The organism is Pseudomonas sp. NBRC 111138, assembly GCF_001320835.1.
GTDB lineage: Bacteria > Pseudomonadota > Gammaproteobacteria > Pseudomonadales > Pseudomonadaceae > Aquipseudomonas > Aquipseudomonas paracarnis.
Map to the genome: position 1 here is coordinate 68,454 of NZ_BCBO01000074.1, position 22,181 is coordinate 90,634.

The 22,181-nt window shown below is 61.3% G+C and carries 16 protein-coding genes and 2 pseudogenes; all 18 read right to left on the reverse strand.

Annotation, left to right across the window (positions count from 1 at the left end; genetic code table 11):
* Window positions 1-148: 148 nt before the first annotated feature.
* Window positions 149-949, reverse strand: coding sequence for a transporter substrate-binding domain-containing protein (locus APH41_RS13690; protein WP_034125555.1), 801 nt, complete (start codon window positions 947-949; stop codon window positions 149-151).
* A 179-nt stretch (window positions 950-1,128) separates the two neighbouring features.
* A pseudogene (gene mdoH / locus APH41_RS13695) lies at window positions 1,129-3,707 on the reverse strand (glucans biosynthesis glucosyltransferase MdoH); the annotation flags it as partial.
* On the reverse strand, window positions 3,700-5,436 hold the full coding sequence (locus APH41_RS13700; RefSeq protein WP_034125862.1) for a glucan biosynthesis protein G: 1,737 nt from the start codon (window positions 5,434-5,436) through the stop codon (window positions 3,700-3,702). The gene APH41_RS13700 and the pseudogene mdoH, both read right to left, overlap by 8 nt.
* A gap of 267 nt (window positions 5,437-5,703) precedes the next feature.
* Window positions 5,704-6,141 carry a D-aminoacyl-tRNA deacylase gene (gene dtd / locus APH41_RS13705; RefSeq protein ID WP_034125553.1) on the reverse strand — a complete coding sequence of 146 codons (438 nt, stop codon included), beginning with the start codon at window positions 6,139-6,141 and terminating at the stop codon, window positions 5,704-5,706.
* Window positions 6,138-7,109 carry a prolyl aminopeptidase gene (gene pip / locus APH41_RS13710; protein ID WP_034125552.1) on the reverse strand — a complete coding sequence of 324 codons (972 nt, stop codon included), beginning with the start codon at window positions 7,107-7,109 and terminating at the stop codon, window positions 6,138-6,140. Before pip ends, dtd begins: the two co-directional genes overlap by 4 nt.
* A 103-nt stretch (window positions 7,110-7,212) precedes the next feature.
* A pseudogene (locus APH41_RS29380) lies at window positions 7,213-7,326 on the reverse strand (alpha/beta hydrolase); the annotation flags it as partial.
* Between the two features lie 144 nt (window positions 7,327-7,470).
* Window positions 7,471-8,271: an N-formylglutamate deformylase gene (gene hutG / locus APH41_RS13715; RefSeq protein ID WP_054897534.1), complete on the reverse strand. Its 801-nt coding sequence runs from the start codon at window positions 8,269-8,271 to the stop codon at window positions 7,471-7,473.
* Between the two features lie 12 nt (window positions 8,272-8,283).
* Window positions 8,284-9,489 carry an imidazolonepropionase gene (gene hutI, locus APH41_RS13720; RefSeq protein ID WP_054919477.1) on the reverse strand — a complete coding sequence of 402 codons (1,206 nt, stop codon included), beginning with the start codon at window positions 9,487-9,489 and terminating at the stop codon, window positions 8,284-8,286.
* Window positions 9,490-9,504: 15 nt separating this feature from the next.
* Window positions 9,505-10,914, reverse strand: coding sequence for an amino acid permease (locus tag APH41_RS13725; protein ID WP_054919479.1), 1,410 nt, complete (start codon window positions 10,912-10,914; stop codon window positions 9,505-9,507).
* Between the two features lie 164 nt (window positions 10,915-11,078).
* Window positions 11,079-12,617 (reverse strand): histidine ammonia-lyase, encoded by a 1,539-nt coding sequence (hutH, locus tag APH41_RS13730; protein ID WP_156359051.1) that lies wholly within the window; start codon window positions 12,615-12,617, stop codon window positions 11,079-11,081.
* A gap of 26 nt (window positions 12,618-12,643) precedes the next feature.
* A complete protein-coding gene (gene hutH / locus APH41_RS13735) occupies window positions 12,644-14,152 on the reverse strand; it encodes a histidine ammonia-lyase (protein WP_054919508.1) in 1,509 nt (502 codons plus the stop codon).
* Between the two features lie 148 nt (window positions 14,153-14,300).
* A complete protein-coding gene (locus tag APH41_RS13740) occupies window positions 14,301-15,125 on the reverse strand; it encodes a glycine betaine/L-proline ABC transporter ATP-binding protein (RefSeq protein WP_014716537.1) in 825 nt (274 codons plus the stop codon).
* Window positions 15,122-15,973: a proline/glycine betaine ABC transporter permease gene (locus tag APH41_RS13745; RefSeq protein ID WP_003187838.1), complete on the reverse strand. Its 852-nt coding sequence runs from the start codon at window positions 15,971-15,973 to the stop codon at window positions 15,122-15,124. Before APH41_RS13745 ends, APH41_RS13740 begins: the two co-directional genes overlap by 4 nt.
* A 71-nt stretch (window positions 15,974-16,044) precedes the next feature.
* A complete protein-coding gene (locus APH41_RS13750; RefSeq protein ID WP_054919482.1) occupies window positions 16,045-17,010 on the reverse strand; it encodes an ABC transporter substrate-binding protein in 966 nt (321 codons plus the stop codon).
* A gap of 69 nt (window positions 17,011-17,079) precedes the next feature.
* Window positions 17,080-18,525 carry a cytosine permease gene (locus APH41_RS13755; protein ID WP_034125547.1) on the reverse strand — a complete coding sequence of 482 codons (1,446 nt, stop codon included), beginning with the start codon at window positions 18,523-18,525 and terminating at the stop codon, window positions 17,080-17,082.
* Window positions 18,526-18,702: 177 nt separating this feature from the next.
* Window positions 18,703-20,373 carry a urocanate hydratase gene (hutU, locus tag APH41_RS13760; protein ID WP_054919484.1) on the reverse strand — a complete coding sequence of 557 codons (1,671 nt, stop codon included), beginning with the start codon at window positions 20,371-20,373 and terminating at the stop codon, window positions 18,703-18,705.
* Window positions 20,374-20,773: 400 nt separating this feature from the next.
* Complete coding sequence (locus APH41_RS13765; protein WP_054919486.1) at window positions 20,774-21,334, reverse strand: HutD family protein; 561 nt, start codon at window positions 21,332-21,334, stop codon at window positions 20,774-20,776.
* Window positions 21,331-22,041, reverse strand: a complete 711-nt coding sequence (gene hutC / locus APH41_RS13770) for a histidine utilization repressor (protein ID WP_230182974.1) — start codon at window positions 22,039-22,041, stop codon at window positions 21,331-21,333. The genes APH41_RS13765 and hutC overlap by 4 nt, the downstream gene beginning before the upstream one ends.
* Window positions 22,042-22,181: the final 140 nt, after the last annotated feature.

Genomic DNA, 22,181 nt, shown 5'->3' on the forward strand with positions numbered 1-22,181 from the left:
AACCCACTCGTTGTCCGCCACAAAGGTTTCACCGGTAAATGTTATCGGCGTGTGTCGGAAAACCCTGACAGCGACCCGGCCAAACACAGGCGCAGACGCTTCAGCGCGGCCTCTCGATCAGGGATTGATGTGTAAGCAGTTATGACGATCAGTCGATCTCGGCTATCCAGGCCGTATCCCTGAACCACTTGTCATGCAGGCGATCGTAGGTGCCGTCCTGGGCGATCTGGTTGAGAAAATGGTTGATCCAATTGAGGCTGTCGTAATCGCCTTTTTTCAGGCCGAACGCCAAGGGCTCAAAGGTGAAGGGTTGCTCAAGTGCCAACAATGTACTGTTCTGTGGCCGACTCATCGCGATCAGGTTGTAGGGCGCATCATGGATAAAAGCATCGGCCTTGCCTTCAACGACCTGCCGCACGCCTTCTTCCGGGTTGGGCACACTGCTGAGCCGCGCAGATACAAGAAAGCGCTGTGCTGCGGCTTCACCGGTGGTGCCTTGGGTGGTAACCACGCGGTAACTGGCGTCGTCCAGTTCTTCAATACTGGAGACCTTCCCGGCCATGCGTGGGTGCAGCAGCACCGTCTGGCCCACCACGACAAACGAGTCACTGAAGTTGAGTTTGAGGTTGCGCTCTTGAGTGACCGTCATGCCGCTGCCAATCAGATCAAACTTGTTCGTCGTCAGCCCCGGCAACAGATCCGTGTAAGGCACTGCCACCAATTCAAGCTCTACGCCAAGTGCGCGGCTCATGGTATGGAGCAAGTCAATTTCAAAGCCGACGATGCGCCCCTGCTTATCGAGCATTTCGAAAGGGACGTTATTGGGGGTTGTACCGACCTTAAGCACGCCACGGCGCACAGCGTTGTCCAGCGCGCCCGCGTAAAGCAAGCCTGCGTGCCCCCCCAGGAAAAAGCCCATCAGCAATGCCAAACAATACCTTTTGATCATGAATGCCCCCGTGGCGAGTCCAATTTGGGGGGCGATCCTAACCCAGCCGCGGGCACGGCAATACGCCTCGATCAAAGGTCTTTTGTTTCGAAATAACAAGGAGTTAGCGACAAAAAGGAAGAAGCGAAAAACGCTGTAGGACCAACGTTTGAAACACCCCCGAAGTGAGCCTTCGGGGGTGCCTGAATCAGGCCGGTTGGGCCTGGGACGACTGTGGTTGCAGGGGCAGCAACGGCGCGTGCGGATCGGCCTTGATCGAGGCACGCCAAGCGCCTAGCCACTCGGCGTGGCCTTCGCTCCACACCTGCTCATGCAGGCGAGCCAGGGCCACCGGGTCGCTGAGCAAGGCTAGGCGTTCGCTGTTGTTGAGGCCGGCCGGGCCGACTTTCAACGCGTGGCGAACCCGTTCCATGCGCAGGTACTCGATGGGCTCGGCCTCACGGTGCCGCGAGGTCGCCAAGGCGCAGGCCAGGGCGTTCTGCTGCGGGTCTACCACCGAACGCACAAAGCCGTCGTTGAGGGCGTGCCAACGGTTTTCGTGGGTGTACTTCTCGGTCGAGAGCAAGGCTTGCGGCGGATTGTATTCCTCAGGGATCAGGAACAGGCTCTCGTCGCGGGACTTGAGGCCCAGCTTGACCCGGCTGGAAATCACCGACACCGGGATCGACAGCATCAGCGAACCGACGATCGGCACCAACCACCACAGGAAGCTCGGGTTCAGCCACACCACCAGCAGGGCCCACAGGAAGCCCAGCAGGGTTTGCGGACCATGACGCTTGACCGCTTCGCTCCATGGCGTGGAGTCATCGTCACGTTGCGGCGAGTTCCAGGTTGCGGCCCAGCCGAGGAAGGCGGCGAGGACGAAACGGGTGTGGAAGATCATCCGCACCGGCGCCAGCAGCATGGAGAACAACATCTCCAGCAGCATCGACAGGGTCACCTTGAACTTGCCACCGAACTCTTTGGCGCCCTTGGCCCAGATCAAGATGATGCTGAGCAGTTTAGGCAGGAACAACAGCACGATGGTGGTGGAGAACAGCGCCACCGCCTTGTCCGGGTGCCATTGTGGCCACAGCGGGTACAACTGGCGCGGCGCCATGAAGTATTGCGGTTCCATCAGGGTGTTCACCGCCAGCAAGGCCGTGGACAACACCAGGAAGAAGAACCACAACGGCGCCGACAGGTAGGACATCACGCCGGTGAGGAACACCGCACGGTGCACCGGGTGCATGCCTTTGACCAGGAACAGGCGGAAGTTCATCAGGTTACCGTGGCACCAGCGACGGTCACGCTTGAGTTCGTCCAGCAGGTTCGGCGGCAGTTCTTCGTAGCTGCCCGGCAGGTCGTAGGCAATCCACACGCCCCAGCCGGCACGGCGCATCAGCGCGGCTTCAACGAAGTCGTGGGAGAGGATCGCACCGGCAAACGCGCCTTTACCGGGCAGCGGCGCCAAGGCGCAGTGCTCGATAAACGGCTTCATACGGATAATGGCGTTGTGGCCCCAGTAGTGGGATTCACCCAACTGCCAGAAGTGCAGGCCGGCGGTAAACAGCGGGCCGTAGACGCGGGTGGCGAACTGCTGCATCCGCGCATACAGGGTATCCATGCCCGACGCACGCGGCGCGGTCTGGATAATCCCGGCATCCGGCGTGGCTTCCATCAGGCGCACCAGGCTGGTCAGGCACTCGCCGCTCATCACAGAGTCAGCGTCAAGAACGACCATGTACTTGTAGTCACCGCCCCAACGACGGCAGAAGTCGTCGAGGTTGCCGCTCTTGCGCTTTACGCGACGGCGACGACGGCGATAGAAGATCTTGCCGAAACCACCCGCTTCGCGGCATACGTCGAGCCAGGCTTGCTGTTCGGCGATGCAGATGTCGGCGTCGTTACTGTCGCTGAGCACGAAGAAATCGAAGCGGTCCAGGTCACCGGTTGCGGCCACCGATTCGAATGTCGCACGCAAACCGGCGAATACACGCGGCACGTCTTCGTTACAGATCGGCATCACCAGGGCGGTGCGCGCATCCTTTGGAATCGGCTCGTCACCGGCACTTTTACCGGAGATACGATATTTATCGTGACCGGTCAGCAGCTCCAGGAAGCCCATGAGCGCAGTCCAGAAACCGGCCGACACCCAGCAGAAAAGAATCCCGAACATGATCAGGATGCTGGTTTGCAGCGCGTAAGGCAGTACCTGGGTAGCGGTTTGCAGCAGGGTCTGGTTGCGGATCTCGTCGAAGTCGACCAGCGACCAGCCTTGGTACGGCATGATGCCTTTCATGTACCAGCCGGCCACGATGGTCTGGCCCAGCATCAGCACCAACAGGATGTAACGACGGATCGAGCCCACGGTACGCCAGCGCGCAGCCGGCAGCACCCGCTCGTCTTTCGGTGGCTTGGGCGGGTTGGTGCGCCCGGTCATCCGGCGCCAACCGCGCACCAGGATGTTGGTGCGCCAAGGCTCGGGCACCACTTTGGTCCGACGGATCGGCGGCGTGGCCTTGAGGCACACACGACCGCTGGCATCGAGCGCCAGCATCTCGGCGTCTTGCAGCTCTTCGGCGCTGTTGAGGGTCAAGCGGCGGCCAACCGACGCTTGGGCAGCGTCGGTCGGTGCGTCGAAGGTCTTGGACGACAGACGTTCGTGCAGCTCGCTGAAGGACTTGCAGCCCGCCAGCTCGGCGCGCTGCTCAGCCGTCATGGGTAGATGCGCCAGGTACTCGGACAGAGTCTCTGGCTTGACTTGAGAATTACTCATCGGCAGGCAACTGATAGCTCCAGGTTTCGGTCAGGACTTGCTCGGTCTTGATCGGCTCCGGCGTGGCTGGGGCAGCCTCAGGCTGTTTGGCTTCCTTGTCCTTGGCGTCTTTCTTGGCCTGTTTCTCATGCTGCTTGGCCAAGACTTTATCGGCCTTGAGCACATGGTTGGAAACCGACTCAGCCTCAGGCTGCACGATATCCTGCACCAGTGCCGCACGCATTTCGGTCGGCTTGCTTGCGTCCTTGATCTTCATACGCAGGGTCAGGCGCCAGCCTTTGGTGTGTTCGTTGTAGCGCACGCTGTTTTCAACCAGTTCAGCGTTATCACCCACACTCACCTGGCTACGCACCGGGGCGTCCGGCAGCAGTTTCTTCAGGGACGGGCCCTCGAAGTCCACCAGGTAGGCCACGCTGCCATCCGGCTGACGGATCAGGTTCGATTGCTTCACATCACCCGTGGAGCGCAGGGTCTGCTTGACCCAGGCACTGTCCGGCGAATGGAAGGCCGCGTCGTCCAGTGTCCAGTGCAGGCGGTAGGCCACGTCCAGCGGCTTGCCGACTTCCGGCAGTTCGGCCGGGCTCCAGAACGCCACGATGTTGTCGTTGGTTTCATCGGCGGTCGGGATCTCGACCAGGTCGACAGAGCCTTTGCCCCAGTCACCTTCAGGCTCGATCCAGGCGCTTGGGCGCTTGTCGTAGTTGTCGTCCAGGTCTTCGTAGTGGCTGAAGTTGCGGCCACGTTGCAGCAGGCCGAACCCACGCGGGTTCTCGACGCTGAAGTTGCTGACCGACAGGTGTTTAGGGTTGTTCAGCGGACGCCAGATCCACTCGCCATTGCCGGCGTGAATCGACAGGCCGCTGGAATCGTGGAGCTCGCGGCGGTAGTTGAGGACCTTGGACGGCTGGTTGGCGCCGAACAGGAACATCGAGGTCAACGGCGCAACGCCCAGCTTGCTGACCTTGTCACGCAGGAACATCTGGGATTTGACGTCCACTACGGTGTCGGTGCCAGGACGCAGGATCAGGCGATAAGCGCCAGTGGCGCGTGGCGAATCCAGCAGCGCGAAAATCACCAGGTGCTTGTCACCCGGCTTTGGACGCTCGATCCAGAACTCGGTGAAACGCGGGAATTCTTCGCCAGACGGCAACGCGGTGTCGATCGCCATGCCACGGGCAGACAAGCCGTACACCTGATCCTTGCCCACGACGCGGAAATAGCTGGCGCCGAGCATGGTCATGATTTCGTCTTGCTTGTCGGCCTTGTTGATCGGGAAAAGCACACGGAAACCGGCGTAACCCAGCTGTTCGGTGGCTTTAGGATCAAATTTCACGTCGCCGAAATCGAAACGCGTCGGGTCGTACTTGATTTCATGCACGCTGTCGGCGGTGACTTCGTTGATTTTCACCGGGGTGTCGAAATGCATCCCCTGGTGATAGAAGGACAGCTTGAACGGGGTGTTCTGATCGGCCCACTCGGCTTTTTCATTGCGGAAACGAATCTTCTGGTAGTCAGCGAATTTCATTTCGCGGAATTCGTTCGGCAAATTGCTGCGCGGAGCTTCGTATTTCTGCCCAGCCAGCTCTTTTGCCTTGGCCGACACATCATCCAGACTGAACGCCCACAGTTGACCCGCGCCGAACAGGCAAAACAGGGCAGAGCCCGTCACCAGTGCGTTTCGTAACCGTTTGGCAGACAATTTTGGTGCATTACAGGGACTAACAATCACGAGCAACCCTCGCCGAAAACAGATCAAAAAACCAACGGCCAGCTATCTATATGCCAGGTTGGCGAGCAATGTTCCGACTCCTCTGGGGCGAAATGATTCCCCATGCGGTTGTCGGACAAGGCTCTACCTAAGTCAAAAATGGACCAAACAACGCTGATCCCCGTAGCGCGCGATTATCTAGTAGCCCGCGAGACAACGCATCAGGGACAGTGAAGTATTTGTAGCGAAACCCTGCGTTTTTAGGCATTAACGTCGTTTTTCATACATTCATGTCTGTAAGAGGAAGGTCACAGGGCCATCATTGACCAAGTGCACCTGCATATCCGCGCCAAAACGCCCCGACGCCACCTTGCCATGCAATTGTTGCGCTTGTAACAACAAGTGCTCAAAAAGCGCCGCTCCCAGGGCCGGAGGAGCCGCTGTGGAGAAGCTGGGCCGTAGCCCGCTTTTGGTATCCGCCGCCAGGGTGAACTGCGACACCAGCAGCAAACCGCCGCCGATGTCCTTGAGGGACAGGTTCATCTTGCCCTCCTCGTCACTGAACACCCGATAGTTAAGCAGCTTGTGCAGCAGTTTGTCGGCGCTTTCGGGCGTATCTGAAGGCTCGACGGCCACCAGCACCAGCAAACCCTGGTCAATCGAGCCTATCACCTCCCCTGCGACCTCAACCCGGGCGCCACGCACCCGCTGCAACAAGCCCTTCATGCTTCTTCAGGCGGCAGGTCGAGCAGGCGCCGGGCCATTTCGCCGGTCGCACGCACCAGTGCGTCGGTGATGCCCGGCTCGGACGCCGCGTGCCCTGCTTCGCGAATCACCTGCAACTCGCTGTTGGGCCAGGCCTGATGCAGCTCCCAAGCGTTATCCAGCGTGCAGATCATATCGTAGCGGCCATGGATGATGACGCCAGGCAGATGGGCGATCTTGTGCATGTCGCGAATCAGCTGGTTGGGTTCCAGGAAGGAGTTGTTGGTGAAGTAATGGCATTCGATACGTGCGATGGACAAGGCGCGCTGCGGCTCGGAAAACCGTTCCACATGCTGCGGGCTCGGGCACAGGCCCAACATACGGCCTTCCCAGCCCGACCAGGCTTTGGCCGCATGCATCTGGGCGATCTGGTCGTTGCCGGTCAGGCGCTTGTGGTAAGCGGCAATCATATCGTGGCGCTCTTCCACCGGGATGGGTGCCACATAATCCTGCCAGTAGTCCGGGAACAGGCGGCTCGCGCCCTCCTGGTAGAACCAGCGAATATCCTGCGGGCGGGCGAGGAAGATGCCGCGCACGATCAGGCCATGCACGCGCTCGGGGTGGGTTTGCGCGTAGGCCAGGGCCAGGGTCGACCCCCAGGAGCCGCCGAACAGCACCCATTTGTCGATGCCCAGATGCTCGCGGATGCGCTCAAGGTCGGCGACCAGATCCCAGGTGGTGTTGTTCTCGAGACTGGCCCTTGGCGTAGAGCGGCCGCAGCCACGCTGGTCGAAGGTGACAATATGGTAGAGGTTCGGGTCGAAATAGCAGCGGCTCTGGGCGTCGCAACCGGAGCCGGGGCCTCCATGGATGAACACGACAGGCAAGCCTTCGGGGGAGCCACTTTCATCGACGTACAGGGTGTGGGTGTCATCGACAGCCAGATCGTGCCGGGCGTAGGGTTTGATCTGCGGGTACCAAGTCTGCATTGCGTGCTCCGTAGGGTGTCGGGTTCATCCCTGGGGGGACGTCTATTATTTTGCCGTCTGGCATCATAAACCCGAATTGTGCAATGAGCATGTCCTTGAGCACTTAGACCTGTGTCAGCAGTTCGCGCCTCAGGTAACCAAGCAGATAGTCATACAGCCGATCCACCTCCGGCACCTGGCCGCGTGCCCGCAAACAACCGTGGGCCAGCCCTTTGCCGGGATGGCGGTGTGTCAGTTGATAAAAGTGTTGCTGAACCCCCGTTGTCGCAGGCAAGCCAGCTCCCACATCTCGAGCGCATTCTCATGATAGAGCGCGGTCAAGCGGGCTTGCTCGCGAAAGCTATTGCAGCAGCACCAACAATTACCGGTAGTGCTTCTGCCCCCAAGCCAACAGCCCTTCCAGCAACTGCCTCAACACCACCTGCGTCGGCTCGGCCAAATCATGGCGATAACGGAACGGCTCGAACTCCTCCATATAGGTGCTCTGGCACAACTCCAGCTGCACCGCATGAATATCCTGCGCCGGGTTGCCGTAGTGACGGGTGATATGGCCGCCCTTGAAGCGCCCGTTCAGCACATGGGTATATTGCGGATGCTGAGCGCAGATGGCTTCCAGCTGGCTGGCCAGCTGCGGGTCGCACGCAGCGCCGTTGAAGGTACCCAAATTGAAGTCCGGCAATTTGCCGTCAAACAGGTGCGGGATCAACGAGCGGATCGAGTGCGCATCGAACAGCAACGCATAACCGAACTCGGCCTTGAGGCGTGCCAGTTCTTCTTGCAGTTGGCGGTGGTACGGCCCCCAGATTTTTTGCAGGTAGCTGGCCCGCTCTTCGTCGGAGGGCGTTTGCCCTTCACGGAACAACGGCACGCCATCGAACAGCGTCTCTGGGTACAAGCCGGTAGTAGCACCGGCATACAGCGGCGCGTTGTCGGAGGGCCGGTTGAGGTCGATGACAAACCGCGAGTACTCCGCCGCCAGGGTGCTGGCGCCCAGCTCTTCGGCAAAGTCATACAACAGCGGGATATGCCAATCGGTATCCGGCAGGCTTTGCGCCTCGGGGATCAACCCGGCCTCGACCGCAGGGGTGAGCCGCAGGCCGGCGTGGGGCATGCTGATCAGCAGCGGCACGCGGCCTTGTTTGAATGTCAGAACCTTATCCACAACTGCATCCTCTCAAACAGTGACGTCGACGCCGTGGCGCACGACGCGTTTATCCAGTTCGCCACCCAGCCAGTAGGCCAGGTCGGCGGGGCGATCGATCTGCCAGGCGACAAAATCCGCGACCTTGCCCACTTCCAGGGAACCATGGGTATCGCCCAGGCCCAACGCGGTGGCCGCGTGTTGCGTGGCGCCGGCCAGGGCTTCTTCCGGGGTCATGCGGAACAGGGTGCAGGCCATGTTCAGCATCAGCCGCACCGACAGCGCCGGTGAAGTGCCGGGGTTGAGGTCGCTGGCGATGGCGATCTTCACGCCGTGTTTGCGCAGGGCGTCCATGGGCGGCAACTGGGTTTCACGCAGGAAGTAGAACGCGCCCGGCAATAGCACGGCGACGGTACCGGCCGCAGCCATGGCGATGGCGTCTTCTTCAGTCATGAATTCCAGGTGGTCGGCCGACAACGCGTGGTAGCGCGCCGCCAGGCTTGAGCCATGCAACGACGAGAGTTGCTCGGCGTGCAGCTTCACCGGCAAGCCAAGTTGCTGGGCGACCTTGAATACCCGCTCAACCTGCTCGGGGGAAAATGCCAGGTATTCACAGAAGGCATCGACCGCATCCACCAACCCCTCGGCGGCCAGGGCCGGCAGCATCTGGCTGCAGATGTGCTCGATGTAATCGTCGGCGCGGTCCTTGTACTCCGGCGGCAACGCGTGGGCGGCCAGGCAGGTGGCGCGCACGCTGACCGGCAGCGCTTCACCCAGGCGCCGAGCCACGCGCAGCATCTTGCGTTCGTTGGCCAGGTCCAGGCCGTAGCCGGACTTGATCTCCACCGTGGTCACGCCGTCACGCAGCAAACTGCGCAGGCGCTTTTCAGCGCACAAGAACAGCTCATCTTCGCTCGCCGCACGGGTTGCGCGCACAGTGCTGGCAATGCCGCCGCCCTTGGCCGCGATCTCGGCGTAGCTGACACCTTCGAGGCGCTGCTCGAATTCGCCGCTGCGATTGCCACCGAACACCGTATGGGTGTGGCAATCGATCAGCCCGGGAGTGACCCACGCGCCTTGCAGGTCATGCACCTGGGCGTAATCCGCGGTTGGCGCCTGGCTGCGGGGGCCGACCCACTCGATGAGCGAGCCGGCAGTCACCATGGCGGCATCCTCGATGATCGAGTATTTGCCGTTGGCCATGGTTGCGACGTGGCAGTGTTGCCAAAGCGTTTTCATCAACGCCTCCCTAAGTTATCGATGAGACAAAACCGGGTCGTAATCGACCTTGGCCGTTTGCCCGGCGGCAGGCTTGACCCACAGCCAGTAGGCGATGATCAGCAGCACGATCCACACGGCGCCTACCATTAACGCCGCCTGGGTATCCGGGAAGTAACCGAGTACACCAAACACAAACAGCATGAACACAATGGCCGCCGCCGGCGCATAAGGCCAGAACGGCACCGGGAATTTCAGTTCGGCGATCTGCGCCTTGGTCATCGAGCGGCGCATGGCGACCTGGGTAAACAGGATCATCAGCCATACCCACACGGTGGCGAAGGTGGCAATCGAGGCGATCAGCAAGAACACGCTTTCCGGGATCAGGTAGTTGAGCACCACACCGCCGAGCAAGGCGGCGCCCATGACCACCACGGTCATCCATGGCACGCCTTGTTTGGACAATTGCGCGAAGCCCTTGGGCGCCTGCCCTTGTTGAGCCAGGCCGTACATCATGCGCCCGGCGCCGAAAATGTCGCTGTTGATCGCCGACACCGCCGCCGAGATCACCACGATGTTGAGAATGGTCGCCGCCGAGCCAATCCCCAGGTTGCTGAAGATCTGCACGAACGGGCTGCCCTGGCTGCCGATCTGCGGCCACGGGTAGATGGCCATCAACACGAACAGGGTGAGCACGTAGAACAGCAGGATACGCAGCGGCACCGCGTTGATCGCCTTGGGGATCACCCGCTGTGGGTCCTTGGCTTCACCGGCGGTGATGCCGATGATTTCGATGCCACCAAAGGCAAACATCACCACCGCAAACGAGGCGATCAGCCCACCGATGCCGTTGGGCATGAAGCCGCCGTGGGCCCACAGATTGCTCAAGCCACTGGCCTGGGTTTCGCCTGCCGAGTGAATACCAAACAGCATGATGCCAAAACCGCCGAGGATCATCGCCACAATGGCACCGACCTTGAGCAACGACAGCCAGAACTCCATCTCGCCAAAGACTTTGACGTTGCACAGGTTCAGGCCGCCGATCAGGAATACGATGCCCAGCACCCAGACCCAACGGGCCACTTCGGGAAACCAGAAGCCCATGTAGATGCCGAACGCGGTGACGTCGGCGAGGCAGACGATGATCATTTCAAAGGCGTAGGTCCAGCCAAGGATAAACCCGGCCATGGGCCCCAGGTAGGTGCTGGCGTAGTGGCCGAAGGAGCCAGACACCGGGTTGTGCACGGCCATCTCACCGAGGGCGCGCATCACCATGAATACAGCAGCGCCGCCGATCAGGTAGGCCAGCAGCACGGCAGGACCGGCCATCTGGATGGCGGAGGCAGAGCCATAGAACAGCCCGGTGCCGATCGCGGAACCGAGGGCCATGAAGCGAATATGTCGGGCGTTGAGCCCGCGTTTCAAACCTTTTTCTGGCTGGTGCATTTCTCGTCCCTAATTATTCTTATGAGGAGAAGATCGTTCCCACGCTCGGCGTGGGAACTCCGACCTGGACGCTCCGCGTCCGCTTTTAGAGCGGTGACGCAGAGCGTCACAGGATGCATTCCCACGCGGAGCGTGGGAATGATCAGGCACAGACCGAGTCCCGGTCAGAGGCTTGGCAGCAACTTGGCCGGCACCAGCTCATTCAGGCAGCGGCTGGCGAGCAGTTCGCTGGCGGCGTTGATGTCCGGGGCGAAGAAGCGGTCCTTGTCATAGAACGCCACCTTGTCGCGCAGGATGCCACGGGCTTTTTCCAGCTTGGGCGAGGTCTTCAGGCCGTCGCGCAGGTCCAGGCCCTGGCACGCCGCGAGCCATTCCACCGCGAGGATGCCCCGGGTGTTCTCGGCCATTTCCCACAAACGCTTGCCCGCAGCCGGGGCCATGGACACGTGGTCTTCCTGGTTGGCCGAAGTCGGCAAGCTGTCGACGCTATGGGGATGGGCCAGCGCCTTGTTCTCGCTGGCGAGCGCGGCAGCGGTCACCTGGGCGATCATGAAGCCGGAGTTCACCCCGCCATTGCCCACCAGAAACGGCGGCAGTTGCGACATGTGCTTGTCCATCATCAACGAGATCCGGCGCTCGCTCAGGGAGCCGATTTCGGCAATGGCCAGCGCCATGTTATCGGCGACCATGGCCACGGGTTCGGCGTGGAAGTTGCCACCGGAAATCACATCGCCTTCGGCGGCAAAGACCAACGGGTTATCCGACACTGCGTTGGCTTCTACCACCAGCACCTCGGCGGCCTGGCGCAATTGAGTCAGGCATGCACCCATGACCTGCGGCTGGCAACGCAGGGAATACGGGTCTTGCACCTTGTCGCAGTTCTGGTGCGATTGGGACACCTGGCTGCTCTCACCGAGCAGGTCACGATAGGCCGCTGCCGAGTCGATCTGGCCACGCTGGCCACGCGCCGCATGAATACGCGCATCGAACGGCGAACGCGAACCCAGTACCGCTTCCACAGTGAGGCCGCCGCAAGCGAGGGCAGCGGCGAACAGGTCTTCGCCTTCGAACAGGCCACGCAGGGCATAGGCCGTGGACACCTGGGTGCCGTTGAGCAGCGCCAGGCCTTCTTTGGCGGCCAGGGTCAGCGGCGTGAGGCCGGCGATTTTCAGTGCCTCGGTGGCTTCCAGCCATTCGCCCTTGTAACGCGCCTTGCCTTCGCCAAGCAGTACCAGGGACATGTGCGCCAGCGGCGCCAGGTCACCGGAAGCACCCACTGACCCCTTGAGCGGAATGTGCGGGTACACCTCGGCGTTGATCAGCGCGATCAGCGCGTCGATCACCTGGCGACGAATCCCGGAGAAGCCACGGCTCAGGCTGTTGACCTTGAGCACCATGACCAGTCGCACCAGTGCATCGCTGATCGGCTCACCGACGCCGGCGGCGTGGGACAGGACCAGGGAACGCTGGAGGTTTTCCAGGTCTTCGCTGGCGATGCGGGTCGAGGCCAACAGGCCAAAACCGGTGTTGATGCCATAGGCGGTGCGGTTCTCGGCGAGAATCTGCTCCACGCAGGCAACGCTGGCTTCGATCTGGGCCGAGGCGCTGTCATCCAGGCTGAGGGTTACTGGCTGCTGGTAGATGGCACGCAGTTGGGCGAGGCTCAGTTGGCCTGGAATCAGGTTTAGCGCAGTCACATTCATACTCCTTGTGAATTGTTCTTAGGTGTTCAGTGCAAATTCGGTAAAGCAGTGTCTTTAAGCAATTGGGCAGCGGCGGCAATATCCGGCGCCAGCCAGCGGTCCTGTTCATAAGCAGGGACCACTTCGCGCAGCAAACGCCAGGCGCGGTCGGTACCGGCGCCGAAGCGCTGGTCCTTGAGAAACTCGAAAGCCTGGGCCGCCAGCAGGTACTCGATAGCAAGAATCTGGGTGACGTTGGCCAGCACCTGGTGCAACTTGAGCGCGGCGTTGGTGCCCATGCTCAAGTGGTCTTCCTGCAGGCCCGAGGTGACGAAATTGTCGAGCACCGCCGGTTGCGCCAACTGGCGGTTCTGCCCGCACAAGGACGCGGCGACGTACTGCACGATCATCATTCCGGAGTTGACGCCCGGGTTGCTCACCAGGAAGGCTGGCAGGCCGCTGACATGCGGGTTGACCAGGCGATCCAGGCGACGCTCGGCCACCGAACCGATCTCGGCCATGGCGATGGCGAGCATGTCGGCCGCCAACGCGACGGACTGCCCGTGAGGGTTGGCCTGGGACACCACGCGGTAATTATCCGGCGTGCCCAGCACCAGCGGGTTGTCGGTGGCGCTGTTGAGTTCGGTCTCGATCTGGCGCGTGGCGTGTTCTACCTGGTCGCGGGCCGCGCCGTGAATCTGCGGAATCGAGCGAATGCTCAAGGCGTCCTGGGTGCGAATACCTTTGCTGCTGGCAATCACCTCACTGCCGTCGAGCAGGGCACGCAGGTTGATACCTACGTGCTGCATGCCCGGGTGCGGCTTGAGGGCGATGATGGCTTCGTCAAAGGCGTCAATCTGGCCGCGCTGGGCTTCGAAGCTCATGGCACCGATCACGTCGGCCCACTGCAGCAAGTGATGCGCGTCGGCCAGGGCCAGGCAGCTCAGGCCGGTCATGCACGGCGTGCCATTGACCAGGCACAGGCCGTCTTTGGCGCCGAGCACCACCGGCTGCAAGCCTTCAGCCTGCAACGCGTGTTGCGCCGTGACGATCTGGCCGCGATAACTCACATTACCAACGCCCAGCAGGGCCACGCCGATATGGGCCATGTGGGTCAGATACCCCACCGAGCCTTGGGACGGTACTTGCGGGGTGATGCCGTGGTTGAGCAGCGCCAGCAGCGCGTGCACCACCTGCGGATGCAGGCCGGATTTGCCGTGGCTGTAGTTGATGATCGCCGCGCAGATGATCGCACGGGTTTGCTCATCGCTGAGCACCGGGCCGACGCCGCAGGCGTGGCTCAACAGCGTATTGCGCGACAGTTGGCTCAGTTGCTCGGTCTTGAGCGAGACGTTGCACAACGCGCCCAGGCCGGTGTTGACACCATAGGCACGCTCGCCGCTGGCGACGATGCGCTGCACGATGGCCTGGGCATTGTCGATACGCGCCCAGGCGTGGCCCGACAGTTCGAGCATGGCGCCGTGGCGGGCGACGGCGGTGACGTCCTGCCAGCGCATGGGGGTGTCGGCGATGATGATTTTGGTTGCCTGGGACATCTTCATACCTTCTTCAATTCTTAGGCAGCATTGATCGTTCCCACGCTCTGCGTGGGTACGCCGCCTGGGACGCTCTGCGTCCCCCCAAGTGACGCGGAGCGTCACGAAATGCGTTCCCACGCGGAGCGTGAGAACGTTCAAGCCCGGATCAGACCACCGCCGCCCGCCGCTGAACAAAGCGGTCCACATACTCATCCGCCGGCGAGTGCAGAATCTCTCGCGGCGTGCCGACCTGGATCAGCTTGCCGTCCTTGAGGATCGCAATGCGGTTGCCGATGCGCACGGCCTCGTCGAGATCGTGGGTGATGAACACGATGGTCTTGTGCAGGGTCTTTTGCAGTTCGAGCAATTGGTCCTGCATCTCGGCGCGGATCAACGGGTCGAGGGCGCTGAAGGCTTCGTCCATCAGGATGATGTCGGTGTCGGCCGCCAAGGCGCGGGCCAGGCCCACGCGCTGGCGCATGCCACCGGACAGCTGGTGGGGGTATTTGTTTTCGTAGCCTTTGAGGCCCACGGTTTCGATCCAGTGCAACGCACGTTCGGCGCAGACTTGCTTGGTTTCGCCACGCACTTTCAGGCCGTAGGCAACGTTGTCGAGCACGCTCTTGTGCGGCAGCAGGCCGAAGCTCTGGAACACCATGCTGATCTTGTGCCGACGGAATTGGCGCAGGGCTTCCATGTCCAGTTGCAGGATGTCTTCGCCATCCACCAGGATCGCGCCGCTGGTGGGGTCGATCAGGCGGTTGAAGTGGCGCACCAGGGTGGATTTGCCCGAACCCGACAAGCCCATGATCACAAAGATCTCACCGGTGCCGATGCTCAGGGACAGGTCATTGACGCCGACCACGCAACCGGTCTCGGCCAGTACCTGGTCCTTGGTCTTGCCCTGGCCGACCATGGCCAGCGCATCCTTGGCGCGTGCGCCGAAAATTTTGAAGACGTTTTTGACTTCGATTTTGCTGACAGTCGTCATTTGCTCGCCTCATGCCGTGGGCGGCCATAAGCCTGGGTAATGCGGTCGATGACCACTGCGAGAATCACGATCGCCAGCCCGGCTTCAAGGCCGCGGCCGACGTTGAGGGTCTGGATGCCGACGAGCACGTCTTCACCCAAGCCACGGGCACCGATCATCGAGGCGATCACCACCATCGACAGCGCCATCATGGTGGTCTGGTTAATCCCGGCCATGATGCTCGGCAACGCCAGCGGCAATTGCACGCCGAACAGTTGCTGCCAGCGGTTGGCGCCGAAGGCGTTGATGGCTTCCATGACTTCGCCATCGACCTGGCGAATACCCAGGTCTGTCAGGCGAATCAGCGGCGGCGCGGCGTAGATCACCGTAGCGAAAATCGCCGGGACCTTGCCCAGGCCGAACAGCATCAGCACCGGGATCAGGTACACGAAGCTGGGCATGGTTTGCATGATGTCCAGCAGCGGCATCAGCACCGAACGCAGGCGATTACTGCGCGCCGACAAGATACCCAGGGGGATGCCGATCAACACCGAAATCACCGTGGCCACCATCATCAATGCCAGGGTTTGCATCAGCTTGTCCCACAGGCCAACGGCGCCCACCAGGAACAGCAAACCGACGATCACCGCCGTGGTCACCACCTTGCGTGTGGCGTGCCAGGCGATGCCCCCGACGATGGCCAGCATCAGCCACCAGGGCGCTGCGCGCAGCAGGCCTTCCAGGTTGACGATGGCCCACAGCAGCGTATCGGAGATGTGCCGGAACACATCGCCGTAGTTGGTGACCAGTGCGTCCACCCAACCGTTGACCCAGTCGGCGATGGAAAAGGTAAAGCTCTCAGGAAACATATCGTGCTCTCGATCCAGTGGGTTGTGGCCAGCCGCCCGGCCACCCTTGAGGGTAGCCGTGCACACTTGACCTACAAGGCCGCGTCGATTTTCTTGGCTGCGTCTTCGCTCACCCAGGCGTGCCAGACTTCAGGATGTTCCTTGAGGAATATTTTCGCCAGTTTCGGCGACTCGATCCGCTCCTTGGCCATGCGGCCCAGGTTCTGGTTCAGCAGGTCGATGGGCAGGTTGACCTTTTCCAGCACGGCCACCAGCTCCGGGGCTTGTTCGTGGAAAGTCTTGGAGAGGCCGACCTTGATGCTCACGGTTTTGTCCACGCCGGGCTTCTCTTCCAACTTGACCAGGTCGACCTGGCCCATCAGCGGTGTGGGTGACCAGTAGTAGAACAGGATCGGCTCGCCGCGCTTGTAGCTCGACAGCACCGCCGCATCCAGCGCCGGGCCGGTGCCCGGGCGGAAGTTGGTGTAGGTGCTTTCCAGGCCGTAGCTCTTGAGCATTTCGCTGTTGTCCAGCTCGCAGGTCCAGCCGGCCGGGCAGTTGTAGAAGCGGCCTTTGGACGGCTCTTCCTGGTCCTTGAACACCGAGGCGTATTTGGCCAGGTCGGCGATGCTTTTCAGGTCCGGGGCCTTGGCTTCCAGCTTGCGCTTGGCGTCGCCTTCGATCACATAGCGCGGCACGTACCAACCTTCGACCGCGCCGACCACCGGAGCCCCGACGCCCACGACTTTGCCGGCCTTCTCAGCTTTGTTCCAGACCTCGCTGCGGCCTACCCACTCCTCGGCGAACACTTGGATGTCGTTGCTGCCCAGGGCGTTTTCCATGGTGATGGAATTGCCCGGCAAGCTGTCGGTTTTGCAGTCGTAGCCTTTTTCGAGCACGGTTTGCAGGATGTCGGTGAGCAACATGCCGCTTTCCCAATTCAGGCCGGCGAATTTCACCGGTTTACCCGACTCGCACCAACCGGCCGCCTGGGCGCCGGCACTTGCCAGCAAGCCAGCCGCGAACAAAGTAGCCAGCAAGGTCTTATTCATAGTCATTGTTGTGACGCTCCCAATCTTGAAATGGATTACGGCAGTCAGTAGGCGTCCTGCCCTGTCCACGTCCCATCAGGCTTGTGCAGCCAGCTCGTTTGTTATGGGTGAAGCGCCCTGCTCTTTTGGCAGGATCAGGTGATCGGGTACCGTGCCGTGCCATTTTTTCGCACACACGTAATACAGGGCCGCCGGCAGTACCAGGCCGATGATCCAGGAGATATCCACATCACCCAGCGCGGCCACCAGGGGGCCGGTGTAGAACTTGGTGGAGATGAACGGCAACTGCACCAGTACGCCGAACACATAGACGCTGATGCCCAGCAGGTTCCAGCGGCCGTAGCGACCGTTCGGGTCGGCCAGCGCCGGCACGTCATAACGCTCGCGGGTGATGCAGTAGTAATCCACCAGGTTGATCGCGCTCCAGGGCGTAAAGAACGCCAACAGGAACAGGATGAACGACTTGAATGCACCGAGGAACGAATGCTGGCCGAGCAACGCGATCAGCGTGGCCGTGCCGACGATCATCAACACGAACACCAGACGCTGCAGACGCGTGACCTCCAGACGCCCACGAAAGCCGCTGATGATAGTGGCGATGCACATGAAGCTGCCGTAGGAATTGAGCGTCGAGATGGTGACCTTGCCGAACGCGATGCTGAAATACAGCAACGCAGCGGTGGCCCCCGTGCCGCTCAAGCCAACGATGTACGCCACCTCGTGACCGGCAAACTGCCCGTTGGACATGGCCGCGGCAAACACGCCGAGGACCATCGCCACTTGGGCCCCGATGACCGAACCTGCGCCAGCAGCGAGAAAGGTTTTAACCGATGACGTGTGGCTCGGCAGGTAACGCGAGTAATCCGCCACGTAAGGGCCGAACGCAATCTGCCAGGAGGCCGCCAGCGACACGGCCAGCAGAAAACTGCTCCAGCTGAAGTGGCGGATCTGCAGGAGCGCGCCAACGTCGGTCTGGCTCATCAGGCGGCTGAACAGGTACACAAAGGCAACCACGCCAATCAGGCTGGCAACCCGGCCGATGAAGTGGATCACTCGGTAACCCAGCACCGTGACCAGCACGATGACACTGGCGAAGATCAGGATGCCGACGCTGTCGCTGACCCCGAACAACTGGCCCAGCGCCTGGCCCGACAGCACGGTACCGGTGGCGGTGAAACCCAGGTACATCAAGCACACCAGCACAATCGGAATGGCCGCCCCATACACGCCGAACTGCACCCGGCTGGAAATCATCTGCGGCAGGCCAAGCTTGGGCCCTTGCGCCGCATGCAGCGCCATGACGCCACCGCCGATCAGTTGACCGATGAGCAAGCCGATCAACGACCAGAACACATCACCGCCCAGCACCACGGCCAACGCCCCGGTGACAATCGCAGTGATCTGCAGGTTGGCACCCATCCACAGGGTGAATTGACTGAATAGACGACCATGTCTTTCCGCTTCCGGGATGTAGTCGATCGAACGTTTCTCGATCAACGGGGTGGTGTCGTTTGCAGCCATGTTGTTCAACCTCTGATGGATTGTTTTGTATGCATCTTGCTCTTCTGTGGGAGCTGGCTTGCTGTGGCGAGGGAGCTTGCTCCCGTTCGACAGCGAAGCTGGAGCCGGCTTTTTGGGGCTGCTTCGCACCCCAGCGCAAGCAAGCTTGCTCGCCACACAAGCCCACCCCACATTGAGTTACTTGATCATCGGCAGGTTCAGGCCTTGTTCCTTGGCGCAGTCGACAGCGATCTGGTAACCCGCATCCGCATGACGCATCACCCCGGTCGCCGGGTCGTTGTGCAGCACGCGGGCAATCCGCTCGGCCGCTTCGTCAGTACCGTCGCACACAATCACCATCCCCGAGTGCTGGGAGAAGCCCATGCCCACGCCGCCACCATGGTGCAGCGAGACCCAGGTGGCGCCGCTCGCGGTGTTGAGCAAGGCGTTGAGCAGTGGCCAGTCGGACACAGCGTCGGAGCCGTCCTGCATGGCTTCGGTTTCGCGGTTCGGGCTGGCGACCGAGCCGGAGTCCAGGTGATCACGGCCGATCACGACCGGCGCGGACAGCTCGCCGCTGCGCACCATTTCGTTGAACGCCAGGCCCAACTTGGCACGCTGGCCCAGGCCGACCCAGCAGATACGTGCCGGCAGGCCCTGGAAGCTGATGCGCTCGCGGGCCATGTCCAGCCAGTTGTGCAGGTGGGCATCGTCCGGGATCAGTTCTTTGACTTTGGCGTCGGTCTTGTAGATGTCTTGCGGGTCGCCGGACAGCGCCGCCCAACGGAACGGGCCGATGCCACGGCAGAACAGTGGGCGGATGTAAGCCGGTACGAAACCTGGGAAGTCGAACGCGTTTTCCACGCCCTCTTCCTGGGCCATCTGGCGGATGTTGTTGCCGTAGTCGAAGGTCGGGATGCCTTGCTTCTGGAATTCGAGCATGGCTTTGACGTGGACGGCCATCGACTGCTTGGCGGCCTTGATCACGGCGGCCGGCTCGGTCTTGGCGCGAGCGCGGTATTCGTCCCAGGTCCAGCCGGCCGGCAGGTAGCCGTTGAGTGGGTCGTGGGCACTGGTCTGGTCGGTGACCATGTCCGGGCGCACGCCGCGCTTGACCAGTTCCGGCAGGATCTCGGCGGCGTTGCCCAGCAGGGCGATGGAGATGGCCTTGCCTTCCTTGGTGTACTTGGCGATACGCGCCAGGGCGTCGTCGAGGTCGGTGGCCTGCTCGTCGACGTAGCGGCTGTTCAGGCGGAAGTCGATGCTGACTTGCTGGCACTCGATGTTCAGCGAGCAGGCGCCGGCCAGGGTCGCGGCCAGTGGCTGCGCGCCGCCCATGCCGCCGAGGCCGGCGGTGAGCACCCAACGGCCGGTCAGGTCGCTGTTGTAATGCTGGCGGCCGGCTTCCACGAAGGTTTCGTAGGTGCCTTGAACGATGCCCTGGCTGCCGATGTAGATCCAGCTGCCGGCGGTCATCTGGCCGTACATGGCCAGGCCCTTGGCATCCAGTTCGTTGAAATGCTCCCAACTGGCCCAGTGCGGTACCAGGTTGGAGTTGGCAATCAGCACGCGCGGGGCGTCGCTGTGGGTCTTGAACACGCCGACCGGCTTACCGGATTGCACCAGCAGGGTTTCGTCGTCGTTCAGATTGGTGAGGCTCTCGACGATCTGGTCGTAGCACTCCCAGTTGCGCGCCGCACGGCCGATACCGCCGTACACCACCAGTTCTTTGGGGTTCTCGGCCACTTGCGGGTCGAGGTTGTTCATCAGCATGCGCAGCGGCGCTTCGGTCAGCCAGCTTTTGGCGGTGAGCTTGTTACCGCGGGCGGCGCGGATTTCGACGTCACGGTATTTTGTAGGCTTGGTCACAGCTAGGACTCCTCGGCGATCGATGCGCGAACATGGATGGTGCGAAGTCTTACGCACACATCTTTACTTGTATGTACAAGCATATGCAATCGAGCGGCCAACTTTAGCCAGGAGTGGTTGGGATTTTTTTCACGGGGCGTGCGAGCCTTGTAAATCAAGGCTTCAAAGCTTGATGAAATTTCTTACGGAGGTTTGTTGCAGCGCGGGGAATTTGTCACGGCAGCGAAGCTTTGCGTCACGCTGGGGCATTCGGTAACAAATTGGTGCGCGGAGTGGAAACAGATTTTGTGAACAATGCAAAAACAAAGGTGGGAGCTGGCTTGCCTGCGATAGCGGTGTGTCAGTCAGCGCATCAGCTACTGATATACCGCTATCGCAGGCAAGCCAGCTCCCACAGTTTTTAATCGCGTGCGGTCAGTTCGACTACGCAGCTGCGGCCGCTGACCGAGATATCCAGCAGGCCCGTATTACCGTCCACTTGCAGGCAATCATGGTGGCCGAGCTTCTCGCCCAGCACCTTCACTTCATCCGCCACGCTGAACACCAACAGCGTCTGCGCCGTGCTGAAAAACCGCTGCACGCCATCCATCCACTGCAAGCGTGCATGGTAACGCTCGGGCGAATAGATCAGATTGAAGTCGCGGATCGACCCGGTGATCAAACGGCATGACACCTGGCTTTCGCCCTTGAACGCGAACGGCTGCAACGGTAACAACCCGCGCTGCTCCTCACCGTCTACGGTCAGCACCATGCCGGCGCCTTTGATCACCGTAATCACGCGCTGGTAACCGGCGAAGGTGGAGAACCCACCCGACTCGGCGATATCGGCAATCGACAAACGCCAGCCAAATCCATCCAGGCCGGTGCCGGCGTCGCGACTGATTTCTTCGGTACTGCCGCCGCCGTTCTTCCACGGCATGCGCACGTAGTCGGCGGCGCGCCAGACGTTGATCTCACTCATTTACTGAAGCGTCCTTCGAGGCTGTGACGGGAACCGGGGTGGATCAACCGCGCCGCAGTCACCGGCTGGCGACCCGACCAGGTGCGTCGGCGAATCAACAGGCACGGCTCGCTCGGCTCGATCTGCAACAACTTGCACTCGGCGGCATCGGCGAGAATCGCCTCAACCACATGCTCACCCTCAGTCAACGGCGCGACCTGGTTCAAATAGGCATACGGGGTTTGCTGGGTGAAGTCCTGCTGCAGGTATTCCGGCGCGACCAGAGCGTTGACGAAACGGTCTTCGATTTGCACAGGAATGTCGTTCTCGTAATGCACGATCAACGAGTGGAACACCCGCCCGCCTTCGCGCATTTCCAAGGCGACGGCGCGCTCGGAACCAGCAGCTTCTTCGCCCAGGGTGATGACCTGGCAAGTGTGCCGATGCCCGCGGGAGGCGATTTCATCGGCGATGTTGTGCACTTCAAACAGGGCCGACTGGCTTTTCGGCTCGGCAACAAACGTACCCACACCCTGCATACGCACCAACAAGCCTTCGGCGGTCAGCTCGCGCAGGGCACGGTTGATGGTCATGCGGCTGAAGCCCAACTCGCTGACCAGCTCGCTTTCCGACGGCACGCGGTAATGGGGCGGCCAGTTGCCGTTGAGGATCTGCTGGCTGATCATCTGTTTGACGCGGGCATACAAGGGCGCCGGACTTTCGTCCATGTGGGCAGCCAGCGAAGAGTTGGCGGGCGGAGTCGGCACAGGGAATCCTTGCAGGGGAAAAAGATGCATAGATTGCCGGAGTTTACCGAGCAGGCAAACGTCTGTATATGTATATACAAATAAACACACGACCGGGGTGC

Coding starts and splice junctions, on each gene's coding strand:
- APH41_RS13690 (WP_034125555.1), bottom strand. CDS start 949: ATGATCAAAAGGTATTGTTTGGCATTGCTGATGGGCTTTTTCCTGGGG.
- dtd (WP_034125553.1), bottom strand. CDS start 6,141: ATGAAGGGCTTGTTGCAGCGGGTGCGTGGCGCCCGGGTTGAGGTCGCA.
- pip (WP_034125552.1), bottom strand. CDS start 7,109: ATGCAGACTTGGTACCCGCAGATCAAACCCTACGCCCGGCACGATCTG.
- hutI (WP_054919477.1), bottom strand. CDS start 9,489: ATGAAAACGCTTTGGCAACACTGCCACGTCGCAACCATGGCCAACGGC.
- APH41_RS13725 (WP_054919479.1), bottom strand. CDS start 10,914: ATGCACCAGCCAGAAAAAGGTTTGAAACGCGGGCTCAACGCCCGACAT.
- hutH (WP_156359051.1), bottom strand. CDS start 12,617: ATGAATGTGACTGCGCTAAACCTGATTCCAGGCCAACTGAGCCTCGCC.
- hutH (WP_054919508.1), bottom strand. CDS start 14,152: ATGTCCCAGGCAACCAAAATCATCATCGCCGACACCCCCATGCGCTGG.
- APH41_RS13740 (WP_014716537.1), bottom strand. CDS start 15,125: ATGACGACTGTCAGCAAAATCGAAGTCAAAAACGTCTTCAAAATTTTC.
- APH41_RS13745 (WP_003187838.1), bottom strand. CDS start 15,973: ATGTTTCCTGAGAGCTTTACCTTTTCCATCGCCGACTGGGTCAACGGT.
- APH41_RS13750 (WP_054919482.1), bottom strand. CDS start 17,010: ATGACTATGAATAAGACCTTGCTGGCTACTTTGTTCGCGGCTGGCTTG.
- APH41_RS13755 (WP_034125547.1), bottom strand. CDS start 18,525: ATGGCTGCAAACGACACCACCCCGTTGATCGAGAAACGTTCGATCGAC.
- APH41_RS13765 (WP_054919486.1), bottom strand. CDS start 21,334: ATGAGTGAGATCAACGTCTGGCGCGCCGCCGACTACGTGCGCATGCCG.
- hutC (WP_230182974.1), bottom strand. CDS start 22,041: ATGGACGAAAGTCCGGCGCCCTTGTATGCCCGCGTCAAACAGATGATC.